Below are 16,986 nucleotides of genomic sequence, written 5' to 3'. Positions count from 1 at the left end.
AGGTGATGCCGCCCTACGAGGTGGGGCGGCTGGCGGGCGCGGTCCTGGACTCCGTCGGCACCGTGGTGGTCGGCAAGCGGGACTCGCTGGAGCTGGTGCTGGCGGGCATCCTCGCGGGCGGCCACGTGCTGCTGGAGGACCTGCCGGGCCTCGGCAAGACGCTGACCGCCCGCTCCTTCGCCCAGGCCCTCGGGCTCGACTTCCGGCGGCTGCAGTTCACCCCCGACCTGCTGCCCGCCGACGTCACCGGCTCGTTCCTGTACGACCAGCGCAAGGGCGACTTCGCGTTCCGCGCGGGCCCCGTCTTCACCAACATGCTGCTGGCCGACGAGATCAACCGGACGCCGCCCAAGACCCAGGCGGCCCTGCTGGAGGCCATGCAGGAGAAGCAGGTCTCCGTGGAGGGCGTCACGTACCGGCTGGAGCCGCCGTTCCACGTGCTGGCCACCGCCAACCCGATCGAGTACGAGGGCACGTACCCGCTGCCCGAGGCCCAGCTCGACCGGTTCATGCTGCGGGTGTCGTTCGGCTATCCCACGGCCGAGGAGGAGTGGGATGTGCTGCGCCGCCGGATGGCGCGCCGCCAGGAGGAGGCCCAGCTCGCTCCCGTGGTCGATGCACGCACCCTGCAGGCGATGCAGGCGTCGTTGGAGACGGTGGCCGTGGAGGACTCGATCGGCCGGTACATCGTCGCCCTGACCAGCGCCACCCGTGAGCACGGTTCCGCGCTGGTCGGCTCGTCGCCGCGCGGCTCGCTGGCGCTGCTGCTGCTGTCCCGCGCCCGCGCCGCGATGGCCGGGCGGGACTTCGTGGTGCCCGAGGACGTCAAGGAGGTAGCTGTCCCGGCCCTGGCGCACCGGATCACGCTGCGCCCGGAGATGTGGCTGCGCCGCGTCGACCCGTCCTTCGTGGTGCACGAGGTGCTGGCCGCCGTGCCCGCCCCGGCCAGCGGCGCCGTGCCGACCCACGTGAGCGGGTATCCGGGGCAATGAACACCGCGGCGGACGACGGGGCTCCGGCCTGGGTGCCGACCCGCGCGCTCGGGCGGGCGGTGCTGCTCACCGGCCTGCTGCTGGTGCTCGGCGTCGCCCTCGGGCGGGTCGATCTGGTGCTGCTGGCGGCACCGTTCGCGATCGGCGCCGCGGTCGGGCTGCGCCGGATGCCCCACGCCGCCCCGGAGATCACCATCGAGGCCGACTCCGACCACCTCGTCGAGGGCGGCAAGGTCACCGCCGGGCTCACGGTCGCCAACCCCGACGGCATCACGTACGACCTGGTCGTCGTGCGCACGCGGACGTCGCCGTGGCTGCGGCTGGAGAAGGCCGACAGGCCCTTCGGGATCACCGTACGGCCGCAGCGCTGGCGCGCCGTCGACCTGCCCGGCGAGGCCCTGCGCTGGGGGCGCCACGACGTCGGCCCGGCCGCCGCCCGGGTCGCCGCGTGCGGTGGCCTGCTGGCCTGCCGCCCGGTGCTCACCCCGGCCCGCGCCGTGCGCGTGTACCCGGTCACCGAACCGTTCGCCGCCGTCGACGCGATGCCCGCGGCGGCCGGGCTGGTCGGCAACCACCGGTCCCGCCGCCCCGGCGAGGGCGGCGAGCTGGCCGGGGTACGCCCGTTCGCCCCCGGCGACCGGCTGCGCCGCATCGACTGGCGGGTGTCGCTGCGTACCCGGGACCTGCACGTGGCGGCCACCCTGTCCGACCGCGACGCCGAGGTGCTGCTGCTGCTCGACGTGCTCGGCGAGGCGGGCCGTTCCGGCGGCATCCGGGGCGGCGCCTCGGTCCTCGACACCACGGTCCGGGCGGCAGCGGCGATCGCCGAGCACTACCTGCAGCGCGGCGACCGGGTGTCGCTTCTGGAGTACGGCCAGTCCGCCCGCCGCCTGCGCCCCGCCACCGGTCGCCGCCAGTACCTGACCGCCCTGGAGTGGCTGCTCGACGTACGCCCGGACATCTCCGACGACGCGCCCGCCGAGCATGTTCTCGGCCTCCAGCACATCTCCTCCGACGCCCTGGTCGTGGTGCTGACCCCGCTGGTCGATCCCCGCGCGGCCGACATGCTGGCCCAGCTCGCCCAGTCCGGCCGGTTCACGGTCGCGGTGGACACCCTGCCCGCCGACGTGACCCCGCCCCGGCGCAGCACCTGGACCCCGCTGGCCACCCGGCTGTGGCGCCTCGAACGCGAGAACGTGCTGGGCCGCCTGCGCGAGCACGGCGTACCCGTGGTCACCTGGGCCGGATCCGGCAGCCTCGACCTGGTGCTGCGCGACGTGGCCCGCACGGCCTCCGCCCCGAGGGGGCGCTGACCGTGGCCGTGCTCGGGACGCTGACCCGGCGGATCGATCGGGCCCGCACCACGATGCGCCGGGCCACCCTGGTGCCGATGCTGGTCCGGGGCGGGGTCGCCCTGTGCGGCCTGCTGGCGATCACCGTGGCCTGGCCGGTGCCGGTGCTCACCGGCCGCTACGCGCTGTTCATCGCCGCGGTCGCGGTGTACCCGGCGTTCGCCCCGCGCGGCCGGGGCGCCACCGTGGCCGCCGTCGCCGCGGTCGGCGGCTGGATCCTCGACACCGCCTGGTACGACGCGCGGGTCGCGCTGTGGCGGGTGCTGGCCCTGGCCACCCTGCTCTACCTGGCGCACACCCTGACCGCGCTGGCCGCGGTGCTGCCCACCGACGCCGAGGTCGACAGCGACGTGGTGACCGGCTGGCTGCTGCGGGCCGGCGCCGTGACGCTGGTCTCCGCGGTGCTGACGGTGCTGGCGCTGGGCCTGACCGCCGACCTGGCGGGCGGCGCGTTCCTGATCGCCACGCTGGCCGGGCTGGCCGCGGCGGTCGGCCTCACCCTGCTCCTCGCCCGGCTGCTCCGCAGGCCGTAGATGTTCCGGCCCGGTCGAGGGCCCGGCGCAAACCCTCCGGCCGCGCTCCGGGCTACCCCTGCCACCTTCCGGAAATACGTGCGTAACGGCACTTGACAGCGGCTTTGTGTTACGTCACATCCCGAGGCACTCCCGCCCCCAACGGGCGACAATAGCAACGTGAAACCGCAGCGCATCGTCGTCGTAGGGGCAGGACACGTGGGGCTGTACGCCGCACTGCGCCTGTCGAAGAAGCTCTCGGCGCGCCGGGCGGAGGTGGTCGTGATCGACCCCCAGCCGCACATGACGTACCAGCCGTTCCTGCCCGAGGCAGCGGCCGGCAACATCTCGCCGCGGCACTCCGTGGTGCCGCTGCGTCGCGCGCTCAGCCGGTGCCGCATCATCTCCGGCGAGGTCACCCGGATCGAGCACGCCCGCAAGACGGTCACCATCCAGCCCATCGAGGGCCCCACGACCGAGCTGACGTACGACCACATCATCGTGGCGCCCGGCTCCGTGTCGCGGACGCTGCCGGTTCCGGGGCTGCGGGAGCACGGCATCGGCTTCAAGACCATCGGCGAGGCCATCTTCCTGCGCAACCACATCCTCGACCAGCTGGACGTGGCCGCGGTCACCCCCGACCCCGAGGTGCGCAAGGCGGCGCTGACGTTCGTTTTCGTGGGCGGCGGCTACGCGGGCATCGAGGCGCTGGCCGAGATGGAGGACGTCGTCCGCGACGCCCTCAAGGTCTACCCCGAGCTGCGCCAGGACGAGGTCCGCTTCGTCCTGGTCGAGGCCACCAACCGGATCCTGCCCGAGGTCGGCCCCGACATGGGCGCCTACGCCGCCCGCCAGCTCGCCAGCCGCGGCATCGACCTGCGCCTCGACACCCGCCTGGAGTCGTGCGTGGGCGGGGTCGTCCGGCTCTCCGACGGCGACGAGTTCCGCACCGAGACGCTGGTCTGGACGGCCGGGGTCAAGCCGTCGCCGATGCTGGACCGCACCGACCTGCCGCGCGGCCCGCGTGGCCACATCACCTGCCGGCCCACCCTGCAGGTGGTCGACGGTGACAAGGTCCTCGACGGGGCGTGGAGCGCCGGTGACTGCGCCCAGGTGCCCGACCTGGCCAACCCCGGCGCGTTCTGCTCGCCCAGCGCGCAGCACGCGGTCCGCCAGGCCAAGGTCCTGGCGGACAACATCCGCCAGGTCGTCCTCGGCGGTGCCCCGAAGGACTACAAGCACAAGTACGCGGGCAGCGTCGCCAGCCTCGGCCTGCACAAGGGCGTCGCCAAGGTGTACGGGATCAAGCTCAAGGGCTACCCGGCGTGGATCATGCACCGCACGTACCACATGAGCCGGATCCCGTCGCTGAACCGCAAGACCCGCGTAGTGGCCGACTGGACGCTGGCCCTGATCTTCAAGCGCGAGGTCGTCTCGCTGGGCCAGCTGCACAAGCCGCGCGAGGAGTTCACAGACGTGACGCCGCCGCTGAGCGACGACCGGGCTCCCGTGGGCGCCGGCGCCCGCTAGACCTGCACCGCCCCGGGCCGCTGCACGCGGTCCGGGGCATTTTGGGACCGGACGTCCCGGCGGGTTCTGCCCGTCCGGTCCGCCGCCGAACGGGCGGCGTTCGCTACGGTGAGGGCTGGACCCGCCCGGGTGGTGGAATGGCAGACACGGCCGCCTTAAAAGCGGCTGCCCAAAAGGCATGCGGGTTCGAAACCCGTCCCGGGCACTCTCAGCCTGCTCACAGGTGGTGCCACGCCCAGGGGGTGTGCGCAGCGCTTACTCTGGAAAGGCACGCACACACGTGCCTCAACCTCAGGGGAGGCTGGACACAGTGAAGACTTCCAACCCGGTGCTGTCGCGCCTCGGCCAGGCGGCCGAACGCGAGCGGACGGCCGGGTACGGAGCGTACGGGCCCACCGGCCAGCCGGGCTACGGGCAGCCGTACCCGACCGCCGCCGGGTACCCTGCCGCTCCGCCCGCCGTGCAGCCCATGACAATCGACGACGTCGTGGTGAAGACGGTGCTGCTGCTCGGCATCACCGGCATCTCGGCCGTCGCCGCGTGGAACCTGATCCCGAACTCGATGCTCCGCCTCGCCTGGATCGGCGCGGCGATGGTCGGCGTGGTGCTCGGTCTGATCATCTCGTTCTCCCGCGTGGCGAACCCGGTGCTCGTCGTCGTGTACGCGGTCGTCGAGGGCGTCTTCCTCGGCATGGTCAGCAAGTACTTCGACGAGATAGCCGGTTACTCGGGCGTCGTGCTGCAGGCGGTCGTCGCCACGTTCGGCGTGTTCTTCCTGATGGCGATCCTGTACCGGGCCCGCGTCATCCGGGCCAAGCCGAAGTTCGTCCGCGGCATGATCGCCGTCATGGCGGGCCTGTTCGCCGTCATGCTGATCAACTTCGTGCTGTCGATCTTCGGGATCAACACGGGCCTGCGCGGCGCCGGGGCGCTCGGCATCATCTTCAGCCTGGTCTGCATCGTCGTCGCCTCGCTGAGCTTCATCCTCAGCTTCGCCGAGGTCGAAGAGGGCGTCCGGATGGGCCTGCCACAGCGGTACGCGTGGACCGCCGCGTTCGGCATCCTGGTGAGCCTCATCTGGCTGTACCTGGAGATCCTGCGCCTGTTGAGCATCCTGCAAGGCGACGACTGACGGTTCGTCTCTCGTCGTACCTCAGCGCCCGGCCCGTCTCGAAACGGTCCGGGCGCTGTCCCATTCCCGGCGGTCCACTAGGGTCGCGATCGTGACCGCGCAGGAGTTCGCCACCAGCATCGACCGGCTGCTCACCCGGGTCGGCCACTGGGAGCAGGGCCGCTGGTGGGCGCACACCCCGGCGGGTCCCACCAAGGCCGACCTCGCGTACGGGCTGGTGCAGCACCTGGCCGACCTCTGTGCGGACGCGGAGGGGCGGGGACACCGGACGGTGCCGCGGCTGGTCGACCCGGTCCTGCCGGACCAGTTGCGCGTGACCGCCGACGATCTGCTGGCCGCCGATCCGGGCCCTGACGTGTTCGCCGGGGCCCGCGCCGAGGTGGACGCCCTGCGCCGGGTCCTGTGAGGGCGCCGGATGGCTAGACCGGTTTGGTGATGTGCTGGCTCACGATCTGGCTCCGGCAGAAATGCGTGAGCCGCGATCGGCCCTCGGCGCGTTTCACGTCGTCGGCGGCCTCGTGCAGGGCCTGCATGGCGTCGACCGCCTCCTTCCCGATCACCTTCTTGGCGGGCGCGGGGACGGCGTTGTCGGCTCTGATCTCGTGGACGATGTCGAACGCGACGACCAGGAGCTGGTCGTCGGTGCGGGCGTCCAGCCAGTATTTGACGCGGCGCCAGGTCACCTCGTCGAGCAGGCCGGTCGTCCACTCGATGCCCTTGCCGAGCAGCGACGCGGCTCCCCGCATTTCCTGCGGGCCGCGGCTGGCTTCGGGACCAGAGCGGAAGTCGGCCCGTACGGCGAGCGCACCGGCGACGCCGTAGAACAGCCCGTCGATGACCGGTGCGGTCGACGGTGGCACGTTCGCCAGATAGGCGGTGAGCCAGCCGATGCCACCACCGCCCCCACCGGCGAGGACCATGTAGAGCAGGACGCCGGCGGGCGCGCCGATCCGGCTCCAGCTGAACCAGCACTGGTAGAACCGGAACGGAAAACCGAAGACTGCGAACACCGCCGCGACGACAATCGCGACGGCAAGTGACACAAGCGACACAAGGTCCCCACGGGTGTCAGTAAATAGGCAGGTTTGGGGGTGGTGCGGCTCCCGTAGCATAAACGGCGCTGTTACCGCGGATTCATCTGTCTATTTCCGGCTTTTCGGGCGTGGGGCGTCGTGGTCGATTCAGAACGGGGCAATACGCAGCAGCAACCCGGCCGGTCGTCGGCCGTGGGGCTGTTGCTCGACGACCTGGATCGGCACGTCCATGAGCGGTTCTCCGACCGCATCCCGGAGCCCGTGGTCCGGACGATGGTGGCCGCCGTCGTGGCCCGCTGGCGCGGGGCTCTGGATTACCACAGTGCCGTGGTCGCGAGGGGCCTGCGCGCGGACGTGAACCGGGCCGCCCTGGCGTGGCTGCGCACCAACCCCAAGATCGATTCGAGGGGACCCGACTACGACGACCTGTTCGCCGACACCGTGTTCGGCGGTGGGTTCGACGCGGCGGCCATCCGGTGGGGCATCCACCTCCTGGTGCACGAGAGGCGCATGATGGAGGCGCTGATCATGACGCAGTACCTGGACATGGCCGAGCTGGACGGCATGGTGCCCACCGCCCGGGAGGTGCTGGACAAGCTGAAGGGCCGCGGCCGGGGTCTGAGCGAGGACGATGTGCACAACGCCCTGGTCGACTTCCACTGCCTGCTGCACCGGGCGCCCTGACCGATGGACGACACCGCCACCGTGACCCAGCCCGACGACCCCATACAGTTCCTCGTCCTCGGGCTGCTGAGCGCGCCCGCCGCGGTGACCTCGCAGACGCTGCAGCTCGGCGTCGCTGCGCTGCGCCGCTACCTGCAGGCCCGCTACAGCCCCCCGCTGAGCGGCGCAGACCTCGACGAGATCGCCAACGACGCGGTGGCCCGGCTGGTGGAGAGCGGCCGCCGCGGCCTGGTCGACGAGGCCCGCAACCCGGCCGGGTACCTCGTCAAGATCGCCTCGAACCAGGCCATCGCCGCGATCCGCCGCGGCCAGCGCACCGTGCCCGTCGACACCACCCATCCCGGGCTGCTGTCCATGACCGACGAGCAGGCCGCGGCCCGGCTCGACGAAGCGGCCACACCGGACGTCATCCAGCAGGCGATGGCGCTGGCCTACAGCAGGCGCGACTCGACCGCGATCCGGGTAGCCACCCACCTGCTCGACCAGATCCAGCGCACCGGCAAGGCCCCGAGCAACCGCGCCTGCGCGCAGGTCCTGGGGCTCAGCCACGAGGGCGTCGGCAAGGCGCTGCGCCGGTTGCGGACGTACATCAGCGCCGCGCAGCACACGGCGTGACGCTCCCGTCCCGGTCAGCCGCGCTGGCGCGCCGCGACGATCGCCGCGGCGTGCGCCGCGAGTTCGTCGATCTGCTCACTGGCCGCGGCGCTGGAAGCCATCGCGATCACCTCGAACGCCAGGTCGGTGAGTTGCAGAATCTCCTCATGCGCCGGCCCGTCGCCGCCGTCGTGCGCGGTGACCAGGCCGGTGGCCAGCAACGCCGCCCGTGACCCGAACGGCAGCAGCTGCACCGCGCCCTGGGCGATCGACGCCGGCGCCCCACACAGGTCGGCCAGGAATTCGAGGAGATCGGGAGTCAGGAACTGAACCGCCTCGGCGGCACTCAGCTTGTCCGTACCGTTCGTGTCCTTGCGCCCCATTGCGACCATGTGAGCCTCTCCCTCTCCCGCTCTCACTGTGACTATGCGCGAGCGGTCCGGATGGCAACCCGGCGGACCAGAAACCTGCCGAGCGACCCGGCATGGCCGTCCGGGTGGCGAGGCCCCCGCCACCGCCGGTGGTGAAGCCCGCCGAGCCCGGCCGCCCTCTGGCACCCGGACCCGGCGGAGGTCTCAGCTGAGGCGTTCGAGCACCATGGCCATGCCCTGGCCACCGCCGACGCACATGGTCTCCAGCCCGATGCTCTTGTCGTGCCACTCGAGCGAGTTGAGCAGGGTGCCGGTGATCCGCGCGCCGGTCATGCCGAACGGGTGGCCCACCGCGATGGCGCCGCCGTTGACGTTGAGCTTCTCGATCGGGATGTTCAGGTCCCGGTACGACGGGATGACCTGCGCCGCGAACGCCTCGTTGATCTCGACCAGGTCCACGTCGTCGATGGTCATCCCGGCCCGCTTCAGCGCCTGCTTGGACGCCTCGACCGGGCCCAGGCCCATGATCTCCGGGGACAGCGCGGTGACGCCGGTGGAGACGATCCGGGCCAGCGGGGTGATCCCCAGCTCGCGGGCCTTGGTGTCGCTCATGATCACCACGGCGGCGGCGCCGTCGTTGAGCGGGCAGCAGTTGCCCGCCGTGATCCGGCCGTCCGGACGGAACACTGGCTTGAGCTGGGAAACCGCGTCCATGGTCACGCCGGCGCGGGGGCCGTCGTCGGTCGAGACGACAGTGCCGTCCGGCAGCGTCACGGGCGTGATCTCGCGCTCCCAGAAGCCGTCCGCGATGGCCTTCTCCGCGAGGTTCTGGCTGCGTACGCCGAACTCGTCCATGTCCTCGCGGGTCACGCCCTTGAGCTGGGCCAGGTTCTCGGCGGTCTGGCCCATGGCGAGGTAGATGTCCGGGACGTTCCCGTCCTCGCGCGGGTCGTGCCAGGTGACGCCGCCCTGGGCCGCCGCGGCCGAGCGGGCCTGGGCGTCCGCGAACTTCGGGTTCTCCCAGCCGCCGCCGACCAGCGCCTGCGCCTCCGAGGGCAGGCCGTCGGAGCTGCCCCGCGCGAACCGGGAGACGGTCTCGACCCCGGCCGAGATGAAGATGTCGCCCTCGCCGGCCTTGATCGCGTGGAGCGCCATCCGGGTGGTCTGCAGCGAGGACGAGCAGTACCGGGTCAGTGTGGCGCCCGGCAGGCCGTCCAGGCCGAGCAGGGTGGCCACGACCCGGGCCATGTTGAAGCCCTGCTCACCGCCGGGCAGGCCGCAACCCAGGTAAAGATCTTCGATCAGCGTACGGTCCAGCTGGGGGACCTTGTTGAGCGCGGCGTCGACGATCGTGGCGGTGAGATCGTCCGGGCGCAGTTCCCGCAGCGAGCCCTTGACGGCACGGCCGATCGGGGAGCGGGCAGTGGCAACGATGACAGCTTCCGGCATTCACCTACGTTAACTGAACGGTAACTTGGCGAGGAAGGACAATCGCGTCACACCGAAATGTCCTACTTCTCCGCGGCTGGGCGTCCCGCGGCCAGCGCCGCCTCCTCGACGGCCGGATACAGCGCATGCGCCCACACCCGGTAGCCGTCGGCGGACGGGTGGAAACCGTCGTAGCAGAACGTCCCGGCGTCGGCACGGAACACCGCACCGGTCTCCCCGCACAGGTCGACCACCACGCCGCCCGCGTCGAGCACCGCCGTGGCCTGGGCCCGCGCCATCCGGCGCCCCAGCCAGCCGGTGAGCTGGCGCAGCGGCTGCGCGATGGCGCGCAGCGCACCCAGATCCGGGCAGGTGCCCACCACGACCTGTACGCCTGCCTCGCGCAGCCGGCGCACCGCGGCACCGAGATGCTCCGCCGACTCCTCCGGAGCCCGCAGCGAGGTGGCGTCGTGCGCGCCGATCAGGATCACCGCCACGTCGGGCTGGTCACCCAGCAGTGCCCGGGCCACCTGGGTGGCCAGGTCGCTGGAGCGGGAGCCCGCCACCCCGACGCTGGAGAGCAGCACGTGCCGCTCGCCGGTCTCCGGCGTGCCGTCGGCCAGCAGCCGGGCCAGCTGGCCACCGACCGTCTCGGAGAGCCACTCGACACCGACACCGACCGCGCCGGAGTCGCCCAGCAGGATCAGCCGCAACTGCGGCGCGGCCGTGGGACCCATCGACGTACGCAGGGCGAGACCCATGGTCGGCTTGGCGTAGCGTCGGCTCTTGGCCGCGATCGCCTCCCCGGCCAGCAGGGCGAAACCACCCACGGCGCCGGCGAAGAGCGTCGTCGCCGTCGCCTTGCCGATGCGTCCCGCCAACCTCGTCATGTCGCCTCCCTGGGTCACTCCCCGGCCGTCACCGGTGCCCGAGAACCGGCGGCCGGTGACGGGGTCAGTCCACGGTCGCCTGATGATCCTCCGGTGTCCACCCTACGGCGCCCGGCGTGGATCCAGCTTGCCCGCTCGGAAGCCGTGCGCCCACTGCCGGATTCCCCGGCCGGGCCGGGGCCCGGTGGCCGAACCACAGCCGTTGCTCGCCGAACCAGGGGTGCCGGCGCAGCTGCGCCCAGCGCCCCGCCGGGCCGCGTTCCCGGCCGTCGACCCGGGCGGCACTGACCTCCGTGCCCGCGGCGCGGACCGCCTCCTGGGCGGCGGCGGGCAGGCTGCGCACCCCCGCGCCGGTGGCGACCGGGGGACGGCTCTCGTCATCCTCGCCGAGCGCGGCCATGAGGGTCGGCATCATCACCGCGACCGCCCTGGCATACCCCTCGGCGGACGGGTGGAAGCGGTCGGAGCTGAACATCCGCACCGGATCGGCCTCGAACGCCGGACCCAGCAGATCGACCAGCGAGACCGTGCGCCCGCCCGCCTCGACCACCGCGATGGTCTGCGCGGCGGCCAGCTGGCGGCTCAGGCTCCGGGCCACCCAGCGCAGCGGCGGCTTGATCGGCTGGATCGCCCCGATGTCCGGGCAGGTGCCCACGACCACCTTGCAGCCTGTCGCGCGCAGCCGGCGCACCGACGCGGCGAGATGCCGCACCGCGGCCGCGCGGGCCGACACGTGCGTGACGTCGTTGCCACCGACCAGGATGATCGCGACATCCGGCTCGTATTCCAGGGCGGCGTCGACCTGATACGGCAGGCCGGCCGAGACCGAGCCGACGACCGCGAGACGGTAGAGCCGGACCGGCCGGTGCATCCGCCGGGACACCCCGGTCGCGAAGAGCGCACCCGGGGTCTCCCGGGGGCGGTGCACGCCGTAACCGGCGGCGGAGGAGTCGCCCAGGATCACCATGGTCAGGGGCCTGCCGGGGAACTTGGCGCCGTACAGCCCGTCGCCGCGGGGCGGGGGTGCCTCGGCCAGCGGGATGACCCGCCGGGCATCCGCGGCCTGGCGCACCAGCACGGCGAGCGAGGCCAGGGTCAGACCCGCGGCCACGCCCGTCACGCCGCCCACGACACGCCCGGCGCGCCGGACGCGGCGCCAGTCGTCGTCCGTCATCCCGTGGCCCCGGGTGGGGCCGAACGCGGCTCTGAACACCTGTTCCACGGTCTCCCTCGCGGTCGCTCGGTGAGACGTGCCCGATCCAGTTGGATCAAAACAAGTCCCGCGATGGTGGGAATTCAGAGGCTAGCGCGCGGGTACGACAGCGTGGACGGGGTCGCTACGTACCCGACGCAGAGTTCACTCAGTCGGCACGAAACCATCCCGGAGCCGTCATCGCCTCGCAGCGGTGGCGGCGCCGCGTCATCCTGGATCCAGGAGAGGGGACTGACCATGGCAAAGACGCTGAAGCGTACGGCGGCCTTCACCGCACTAGCCCGAGCCCTGATGAGCGGCGCCCGCGGCGGCCCGTCGATCGGCGCGCGGCTGGCCGCCCTGCCCCGGATGGTGGTGGCCACCCTGCGCGGGGAGTACGACGGCGGCATGCGGCTCGCCCTGATGACCGCGGCGGCGGCGTACGTGGTGTCGCCTGTCGACCTCGTACCGGAGGCGGTGCTGTTCGTTTTCGGGCTGGCCGACGACGCCATCATGATCACCTGGCTGGCCGGGACCGTGCTCAGCGAGACGGAACGGTTCCTGGAATGGGAGCGCAGCCGCGCCACGGTGATCCCCGGCTCGGTCGTGCCCTGAGTCGTCGTTAGGCTAAGGCGTGCGCTACTACGACAACGTCGTCGAGATGATCGGTGACACCCCCCTGGTCAGGCTGCACAGCGTGACCGAGGGCATCGCCGCGACCGTCCTCGCCAAGGTCGAGTACTTCAACCCCGGCGGGTCCGTGAAGGACCGCATCGCGCTGCGGATGGTGGAGGACGCCGAGAAGTCCGGCGCCCTGCAGCCCGGCGGCACGATCGTCGAGCCCACCAGCGGCAACACCGGGGTCGGGCTGGCCCTGGTCGCGCAGTTGCGCGGCTACCGCTGCGTCTTCGTCTGCCCAGACAAGGTCAGCGAGGACAAGCAGAACGTCCTGCGCGCGTACGGTGCGGAGGTGGTGGTCTGCCCGACCGCCGTGGCGCCCGAGGACCCGCGCTCCTACTACAACGTCTCGGACCGCCTGGCCCGCGAGATCCCCGGCGCGTGGAAGCCCGACCAGTACAGCAACCCGGCCAACCCGCGCTCGCACTACGAGCAGACCGGTCCCGAGCTGTGGACCCAGACCGCCGGGAAGATCACCCACTTCGTGGCCGGGGTGGGCACCGGCGGCACCATCAGCGGGATCGGGCGCTACCTCAAGGAACAGGGCCCGGTGCGGATCGTCGGCGCCGACCCCGAGGGCTCTGTGTACTCCGGCGGCAGCGGGCGGCCGTACCTGGTGGAGGGTGTCGGCGAGGACTTCTGGCCGACGACGTACGACAGGGACATCTGCGACGAGATCATCGAGGTCTCCGACAAGGACTCCTTCGAGATGACCCGCCGCCTCGCCCGCGAGGAGGGGCTGCTGGTCGGCGGCTCCTGCGGCATGGCCGTGGTCGCCGCGCTGGATGCGGCCCGCCGGGCCGGCCCGGACGACGTGGTCGTGGTCCTGCTGCCCGACGGCGGCCGCGGCTACCTGTCGAAGATCTTCAACGACGGCTGGATGGCCCGGTACGGCTTCCTCACCACCGGCGGCGACGAACCCACCGTGGCGACCATGCTCGGCAACAAGAGCGGCGACATCCCGCCCCTGGTGCACGTCCACCCGACGGAGACCGTCCGGGACGCCATCGACTACATGCGCGAGTACGGCGTCAGCCAGCTGCCCGTGCTCAAGGCGGAACCGCCCGTGGTCACCGGCGAGGTGGCCGGCTCGATCGCGGAGAAGGCGCTGCTGGACGCGCTGTTCACCGGTCAGGCGCACCTGCACGACACCATCGAGCGGCACATGGGCGAGCCCCTGCCGATGATCGGTGGCGGTCAGCCGGTGAGCGAGGCGGTGAGCCTGCTGGAACGCGCCGACGCCGCCATGGTGCTCATCGACGGCAAACCGGCCGGCGTGCTCACCCGGCAGGACCTGCTGACCCACCTGACCTGAGCCCGCCGCCGCCCCGGTGGGCGGCGGCGTCAGGCCAGTTCGGTGGGGACCGTGACCACGTCGACGAACGCGTCGCGGCGCAGCACGGTCACCGGCATCCGGGTGCCGATCGCCGGGCCCAGCATCAGCCGCTGCAGCTGCTGGACACTCTGTACCGGCTGCCCGCCCGCGCTGACCAGGATGTCGCCGAGGTAGATCCCGGCCGTGCCGGCGGGGCTGCCCGGCACCACCTCCACCACCCGCAGGCCGATCCGCTGGCCGAGCCGGGCCGCGACCGGCGGCGGCAGCGGGACCGGCACCCCGGCGATGCCCAGCCAGGCCCGGCGGACCCGGCCACGGGACACCAGCTCCCCGACGATGTGCCGGGTCGTCGCGTTGACCGGTACGGCCAGGCCGAGGCCGTACCCGGCGACGGCGGTGTTGATGCCGACCACGGTGCCCGTGGCGTCCGCCAGCGCCCCACCCGAGTTACCCGGATTCAGCGCGGCGTCGGTCTGGATCACGTTGTCGATGATCCGGGTACGGCGGCCGTCCCGGGTCGGCAGCGAACGGCCCAGCCCGGACACCACCCCCGCGGTGACGGAGCCGGCCAGGCCCATCGGGTTGCCGACGGCGACCACGAGCTGGCCGATGCGCAGCAGGTCGGCGTCGCCCAGCGGGGCGGCGGGCGCGCCGCGCTGGTGCACCCGTACCACCGCGAGGTCGGACAGCGGATCGGCGCCGACCACGTCGAACGCGGTCTCGGTGCCGTCGGCGAACTCGGCGGTGCCGCCGTCCGCTCCGGACACCACATGCGCGTTGGTGAGCAGGAACCCGTCATCGGTGAACGTGACGGCCGACCCCGCGCCGGGGCCGCGCGGGGTGCGTACGGCCAGGGCTGCGACGGAGGGCAGGAGCCGGGTGGCCACCCCGGTCACCACCCGGCTGTAGGCGTCGAGGGCCTGCGCCTCGGCGTCCGGGTGTTCGGTATCCATGCCGCCCTCAACGTCCGCGCCGGTCGCCGCCATGCCCGAGCGCCGTCCGCCCACGGCGAACACCCGGTCTGGCAGGCCCTGTTACGGGGAGTGGGGGCAATCGCACAGAAAGTCCGACCGGTGAACGGGCGGCCGGAGTTGTATGTGTCGTGACGGACATGGGCCACTGCTGACGGAGGGGTGAGGAATGGTCTCTGTCGACCAGACTGAACCGGCCGACATCGTGGATCGGCTGCTCTGGCGCGACGCGCAACACCTGCTCGACCGCCATGACCGGCCGGACGCCGACTTCAACTGTGTCGGGTGTGGACGGCGCTGGCCGTGCACGCCCCGCCGACTCGGCGAGCGGGCGAACACCGCCGCACGCCGCCCGTGGCGGGAGGCGTGGACCCTGCGCCACGACCTCAACAGCATCCGCTTCACGGAACTGCGTGCCGGGCTGCACGACAACATCGACCGCCGCCGTACGGCGGGTCCGGCCGGGGCCGACCGGCGGGCCCGGCGGGCCGCCAACTGCACCGCGCACGAACCGCCGCCGCGCCACCGGCCCAACCGGGGGGCGTTCGGCTGACCTTCACCGAGACCGGCGTCAGACCCGGTTGACCACAACAGAACCGCGACGTCGTACGGCGGCCCGGCCGTCCCCCGGCGGGCCCAGCCCTCCCCGGCACGTGCGACGCCTCCCCGGCGGTGACGCCGCTGTGCCCCGCCAGCACACCGGCATCCCGCAAAGACCCGCCCAGGAAACTGGATCGACCGGCACGCCTCCGCCGGTCAGCGCCTCCGGCCAGGCGCAATCCCCCGGTTTGGGCGGGCGCGGTTGGTGGGAGCGCGCGACCACAGGTTCCCCCGCATTCACTCGGTCGCGCGTTCCCGCCTCCTGCCAATGCCGGATCAGGCCGCCTGGTGGCGTGCATACCGCAGCTGGCGGGCCGTCTCGGCGCCGATCGGCTGGTCGCGGGTGGCGCCGTCCGGCGCCCAGCCGCCGCGCTCGTAGAAGCGCCGCGCCCGGGTGTTGTCGGCCAGCACCCAGAGGACCGCGCGCTCGCCGAGATGCGGCAGCGCGTCCCGCATGAGGAGCCGCCCCACGCCCCGCCCCACCCATGGCGGGGCGACGTGGATGGCGTACAGCTCGGTGACGTCCGGCTCGGGGGTCGGGCCCAGGTAGGTGAAGCCGACCAGGTCACCGTCCGCCTCCGCGACGGTCAGGCGGTGGGTCTCGCGCTCCCAGCGCCACCGTTCCGCCCACCACTCGCCGAGCGCGGCCGGTGAGCCGTGGTTCAGCGCCTCGGGGGAGAAGACCCCCGCGTACGCGCTGCGCCGGGAGCGGAAGTGCAGGGCGCCGACGGCGGGCAGGTCCGGATCAGTCGCGGCGCGCAGCAGGACGGTCATCGCCCGACGGTAGCCGGGCCGGCACGGGCACCCGCATGAGGTCCTCGGCCAGCACGATCTCACCGGCGAACTCGGCGCGGGCCTCGTCCAGGTACGCGCGCGGATCCGGGTAGCGCTGGGAGAAGTGGGTGAGCACCAGCGTGCGTACCCGGGACTCGCGGGCCACCGCACCGGCCTGGCCGGCGGTGAGGTGACCGACCTGGCCGGCCAGCGCCGCGTCCGCCGCCAGGAAGGTCGACTCGATGACCAGCAGGTCGGCGTCCTCGGCGAGGGCGTACACCGAGTCGCACAGGCCGGTGTCCATCACGAACGCGAAGCGCTGCCCCGGCCGTGGCACGCTGACCTCGGCCAGGGTGACCTCGCCGAGCCGGCCCGTACGCAGCAGCTCGCCGACCGCCGGACCGGTGATGCCGTGGGCGGCCAGGCGGTCCGGGACCATCCGGTGCCCGTCCGGCTCGACCAGGCGGTACCCGTACGTCTCGATGGAATGCCGCAGCGGCAGCGCGGTGAGGCGCCCCGCGGACGTCTGCACCGCGAAGCCCGCGCCCACCTGTTCGGGCCGCAGGTCGGCGTTGTCCCAGAAGCTCGTGGCGTGCCGCAGCCGGTCGAAATATTCGCGCCCGCCGGCGGGGAAGGCCACCGCGACCGGGTGGGCCACCCTGTCCAGGGAGATCCGCTGGATGACGCCGGGCAGGCCGAGGCTGTGATCGCCGTGGAAGTGGGTGATGCAGATCCGGGTCAGGGGGCTCACCGCGAGCCCGGCCATCAGCATCTGGCGCTGGGTGCCCTCGCCCGGGTCGAACAGGATCGTCTCGTCGTCCCAGCGCAGCACGTAGCCGTTGTGGTTGCGGTGCCGGGTCGGCACCTGGCTGGCCGTGCCGAGGACGACGAGTTCGCGCATCGGGTCTGTCAGCCC

19 protein-coding genes and 1 tRNA gene are annotated in these 16,986 nt (G+C 72.5%); 12 read left to right on the top strand and 8 right to left on the bottom strand.

Annotated elements, in window-relative coordinates; genetic code table 11:
• Positions 1-5: 5 nt before the first annotated feature.
• The 7 genes from ACMCNN_RS25480 to ACMCNN_RS25450 all read left to right on the top strand — a co-directional run bounded on the left by ACMCNN_RS25480 (position 6) and on the right by ACMCNN_RS25450 (position 5,924).
• Positions 6-992 carry an AAA family ATPase gene (locus ACMCNN_RS25480; protein WP_412747264.1) on the top strand — a complete coding sequence of 329 codons (987 nt, stop codon included), beginning with the start codon at positions 6-8 and terminating at the stop codon, positions 990-992.
• Positions 989-2,305 (top strand): DUF58 domain-containing protein, encoded by a 1,317-nt coding sequence (locus tag ACMCNN_RS25475; protein WP_412743036.1) that lies wholly within the window; start codon positions 989-991, stop codon positions 2,303-2,305. Before ACMCNN_RS25480 ends, ACMCNN_RS25475 begins: the two co-directional genes overlap by 4 nt.
• Before the next feature lie 2 nt (positions 2,306-2,307).
• Entirely contained in the window at positions 2,308-2,877 is a 570-nt protein-coding gene (locus tag ACMCNN_RS25470) for a hypothetical protein (protein WP_412743035.1), read from the top strand.
• A gap of 159 nt (positions 2,878-3,036) precedes the next feature.
• Positions 3,037-4,386, top strand: coding sequence for an NAD(P)/FAD-dependent oxidoreductase (locus ACMCNN_RS25465; protein WP_412743034.1), 1,350 nt, complete (start codon positions 3,037-3,039; stop codon positions 4,384-4,386).
• A gap of 123 nt (positions 4,387-4,509) precedes the next feature.
• Positions 4,510-4,591: transfer RNA gene (locus ACMCNN_RS25460), tRNA-Leu, on the top strand.
• A gap of 105 nt (positions 4,592-4,696) precedes the next feature.
• Entirely contained in the window at positions 4,697-5,518 is an 822-nt protein-coding gene (locus tag ACMCNN_RS25455; protein WP_412743033.1) for a Bax inhibitor-1/YccA family membrane protein, read from the top strand.
• Between the two features lie 91 nt (positions 5,519-5,609).
• The gene (locus ACMCNN_RS25450) at positions 5,610-5,924 is read left to right on the top strand and encodes a hypothetical protein (protein ID WP_412743032.1); all 315 of its coding nucleotides are present in this window, start codon (positions 5,610-5,612) and stop codon (positions 5,922-5,924) included.
• Between the two features lie 13 nt (positions 5,925-5,937).
• Here the strand turns inward: ACMCNN_RS25450 and ACMCNN_RS25445 are convergent, their stop codons facing one another.
• Positions 5,938-6,528 carry a hypothetical protein gene (locus tag ACMCNN_RS25445; RefSeq protein WP_412743031.1) on the bottom strand — a complete coding sequence of 197 codons (591 nt, stop codon included), beginning with the start codon at positions 6,526-6,528 and terminating at the stop codon, positions 5,938-5,940.
• 162 nt (positions 6,529-6,690) lie between these two features.
• Here ACMCNN_RS25445 and ACMCNN_RS25440 point away from each other — a divergent pair, with 162 nt between their 5' ends.
• Positions 6,691-7,236, top strand: a complete 546-nt coding sequence (locus ACMCNN_RS25440) for a hypothetical protein (RefSeq protein WP_412743030.1) — start codon at positions 6,691-6,693, stop codon at positions 7,234-7,236.
• 3 nt (positions 7,237-7,239) lie between these two features.
• A complete protein-coding gene (locus ACMCNN_RS25435; RefSeq protein WP_412743029.1) occupies positions 7,240-7,851 on the top strand; it encodes a hypothetical protein in 612 nt (203 codons plus the stop codon).
• Positions 7,852-7,865: 14 nt separating this feature from the next.
• Here the strand turns inward: ACMCNN_RS25435 and ACMCNN_RS25430 are convergent, their stop codons facing one another.
• The 4 genes from ACMCNN_RS25430 to ACMCNN_RS25415 all read right to left on the bottom strand — a co-directional run bounded on the left by ACMCNN_RS25430 (position 7,866) and on the right by ACMCNN_RS25415 (position 11,693).
• Positions 7,866-8,222, bottom strand: a complete 357-nt coding sequence (locus ACMCNN_RS25430) for a hypothetical protein (protein WP_412743028.1) — start codon at positions 8,220-8,222, stop codon at positions 7,866-7,868.
• A gap of 183 nt (positions 8,223-8,405) precedes the next feature.
• Complete coding sequence (locus tag ACMCNN_RS25425) at positions 8,406-9,650, bottom strand: acetyl-CoA C-acetyltransferase (RefSeq protein ID WP_412743027.1); 1,245 nt, start codon at positions 9,648-9,650, stop codon at positions 8,406-8,408.
• Positions 9,651-9,712: 62 nt separating this feature from the next.
• On the bottom strand, positions 9,713-10,519 hold the full coding sequence (locus tag ACMCNN_RS25420) for an SGNH/GDSL hydrolase family protein (protein ID WP_412743026.1): 807 nt from the start codon (positions 10,517-10,519) through the stop codon (positions 9,713-9,715).
• Between the two features lie 64 nt (positions 10,520-10,583).
• A complete protein-coding gene (locus ACMCNN_RS25415) occupies positions 10,584-11,693 on the bottom strand; it encodes an SGNH/GDSL hydrolase family protein (protein ID WP_412747263.1) in 1,110 nt (369 codons plus the stop codon).
• 276 nt (positions 11,694-11,969) lie between these two features.
• Between ACMCNN_RS25415 and ACMCNN_RS25410 the strand changes: the two genes are divergently transcribed.
• Both ACMCNN_RS25410 and ACMCNN_RS25405 read left to right on the top strand, forming a co-directional pair.
• On the top strand, positions 11,970-12,326 hold the full coding sequence (locus tag ACMCNN_RS25410) for a YkvA family protein (protein ID WP_412743025.1): 357 nt from the start codon (positions 11,970-11,972) through the stop codon (positions 12,324-12,326).
• 19 nt (positions 12,327-12,345) lie between these two features.
• Positions 12,346-13,704 carry a cystathionine beta-synthase gene (locus ACMCNN_RS25405; protein WP_412743024.1) on the top strand — a complete coding sequence of 453 codons (1,359 nt, stop codon included), beginning with the start codon at positions 12,346-12,348 and terminating at the stop codon, positions 13,702-13,704.
• Positions 13,705-13,733: 29 nt separating this feature from the next.
• On the opposite strand, the gene ACMCNN_RS25400 is transcribed toward ACMCNN_RS25405, so the two are convergent.
• A complete protein-coding gene (locus tag ACMCNN_RS25400; RefSeq protein ID WP_412743023.1) occupies positions 13,734-14,678 on the bottom strand; it encodes a S1C family serine protease in 945 nt (314 codons plus the stop codon).
• 187 nt (positions 14,679-14,865) lie between these two features.
• Here ACMCNN_RS25400 and ACMCNN_RS25395 point away from each other — a divergent pair, with 187 nt between their 5' ends.
• Positions 14,866-15,249: a hypothetical protein gene (locus ACMCNN_RS25395; protein WP_412743022.1), complete on the top strand. Its 384-nt coding sequence runs from the start codon at positions 14,866-14,868 to the stop codon at positions 15,247-15,249.
• A 323-nt stretch (positions 15,250-15,572) separates the two neighbouring features.
• On the opposite strand, the gene ACMCNN_RS25390 is transcribed toward ACMCNN_RS25395, so the two are convergent.
• The gene (locus tag ACMCNN_RS25390; protein ID WP_412743021.1) at positions 15,573-16,070 is read right to left on the bottom strand and encodes an N-acetyltransferase family protein; all 498 of its coding nucleotides are present in this window, start codon (positions 16,068-16,070) and stop codon (positions 15,573-15,575) included.
• Complete coding sequence (locus tag ACMCNN_RS25385) at positions 16,042-16,971, bottom strand: ribonuclease Z (RefSeq protein WP_412743020.1); 930 nt, start codon at positions 16,969-16,971, stop codon at positions 16,042-16,044. Before ACMCNN_RS25385 ends, ACMCNN_RS25390 begins: the two co-directional genes overlap by 29 nt.
• Positions 16,972-16,986: the final 15 nt, after the last annotated feature.

The sequence above is a fragment of the Krasilnikovia sp. MM14-A1004 genome (genome assembly GCF_047159485.1).
GTDB lineage: Bacteria > Actinomycetota > Actinomycetes > Mycobacteriales > Micromonosporaceae > Actinoplanes.
The sequence above is the reverse complement of the archived record's forward strand: the minus strand, read 5'-3'. Positions and strand labels throughout refer to the sequence as shown.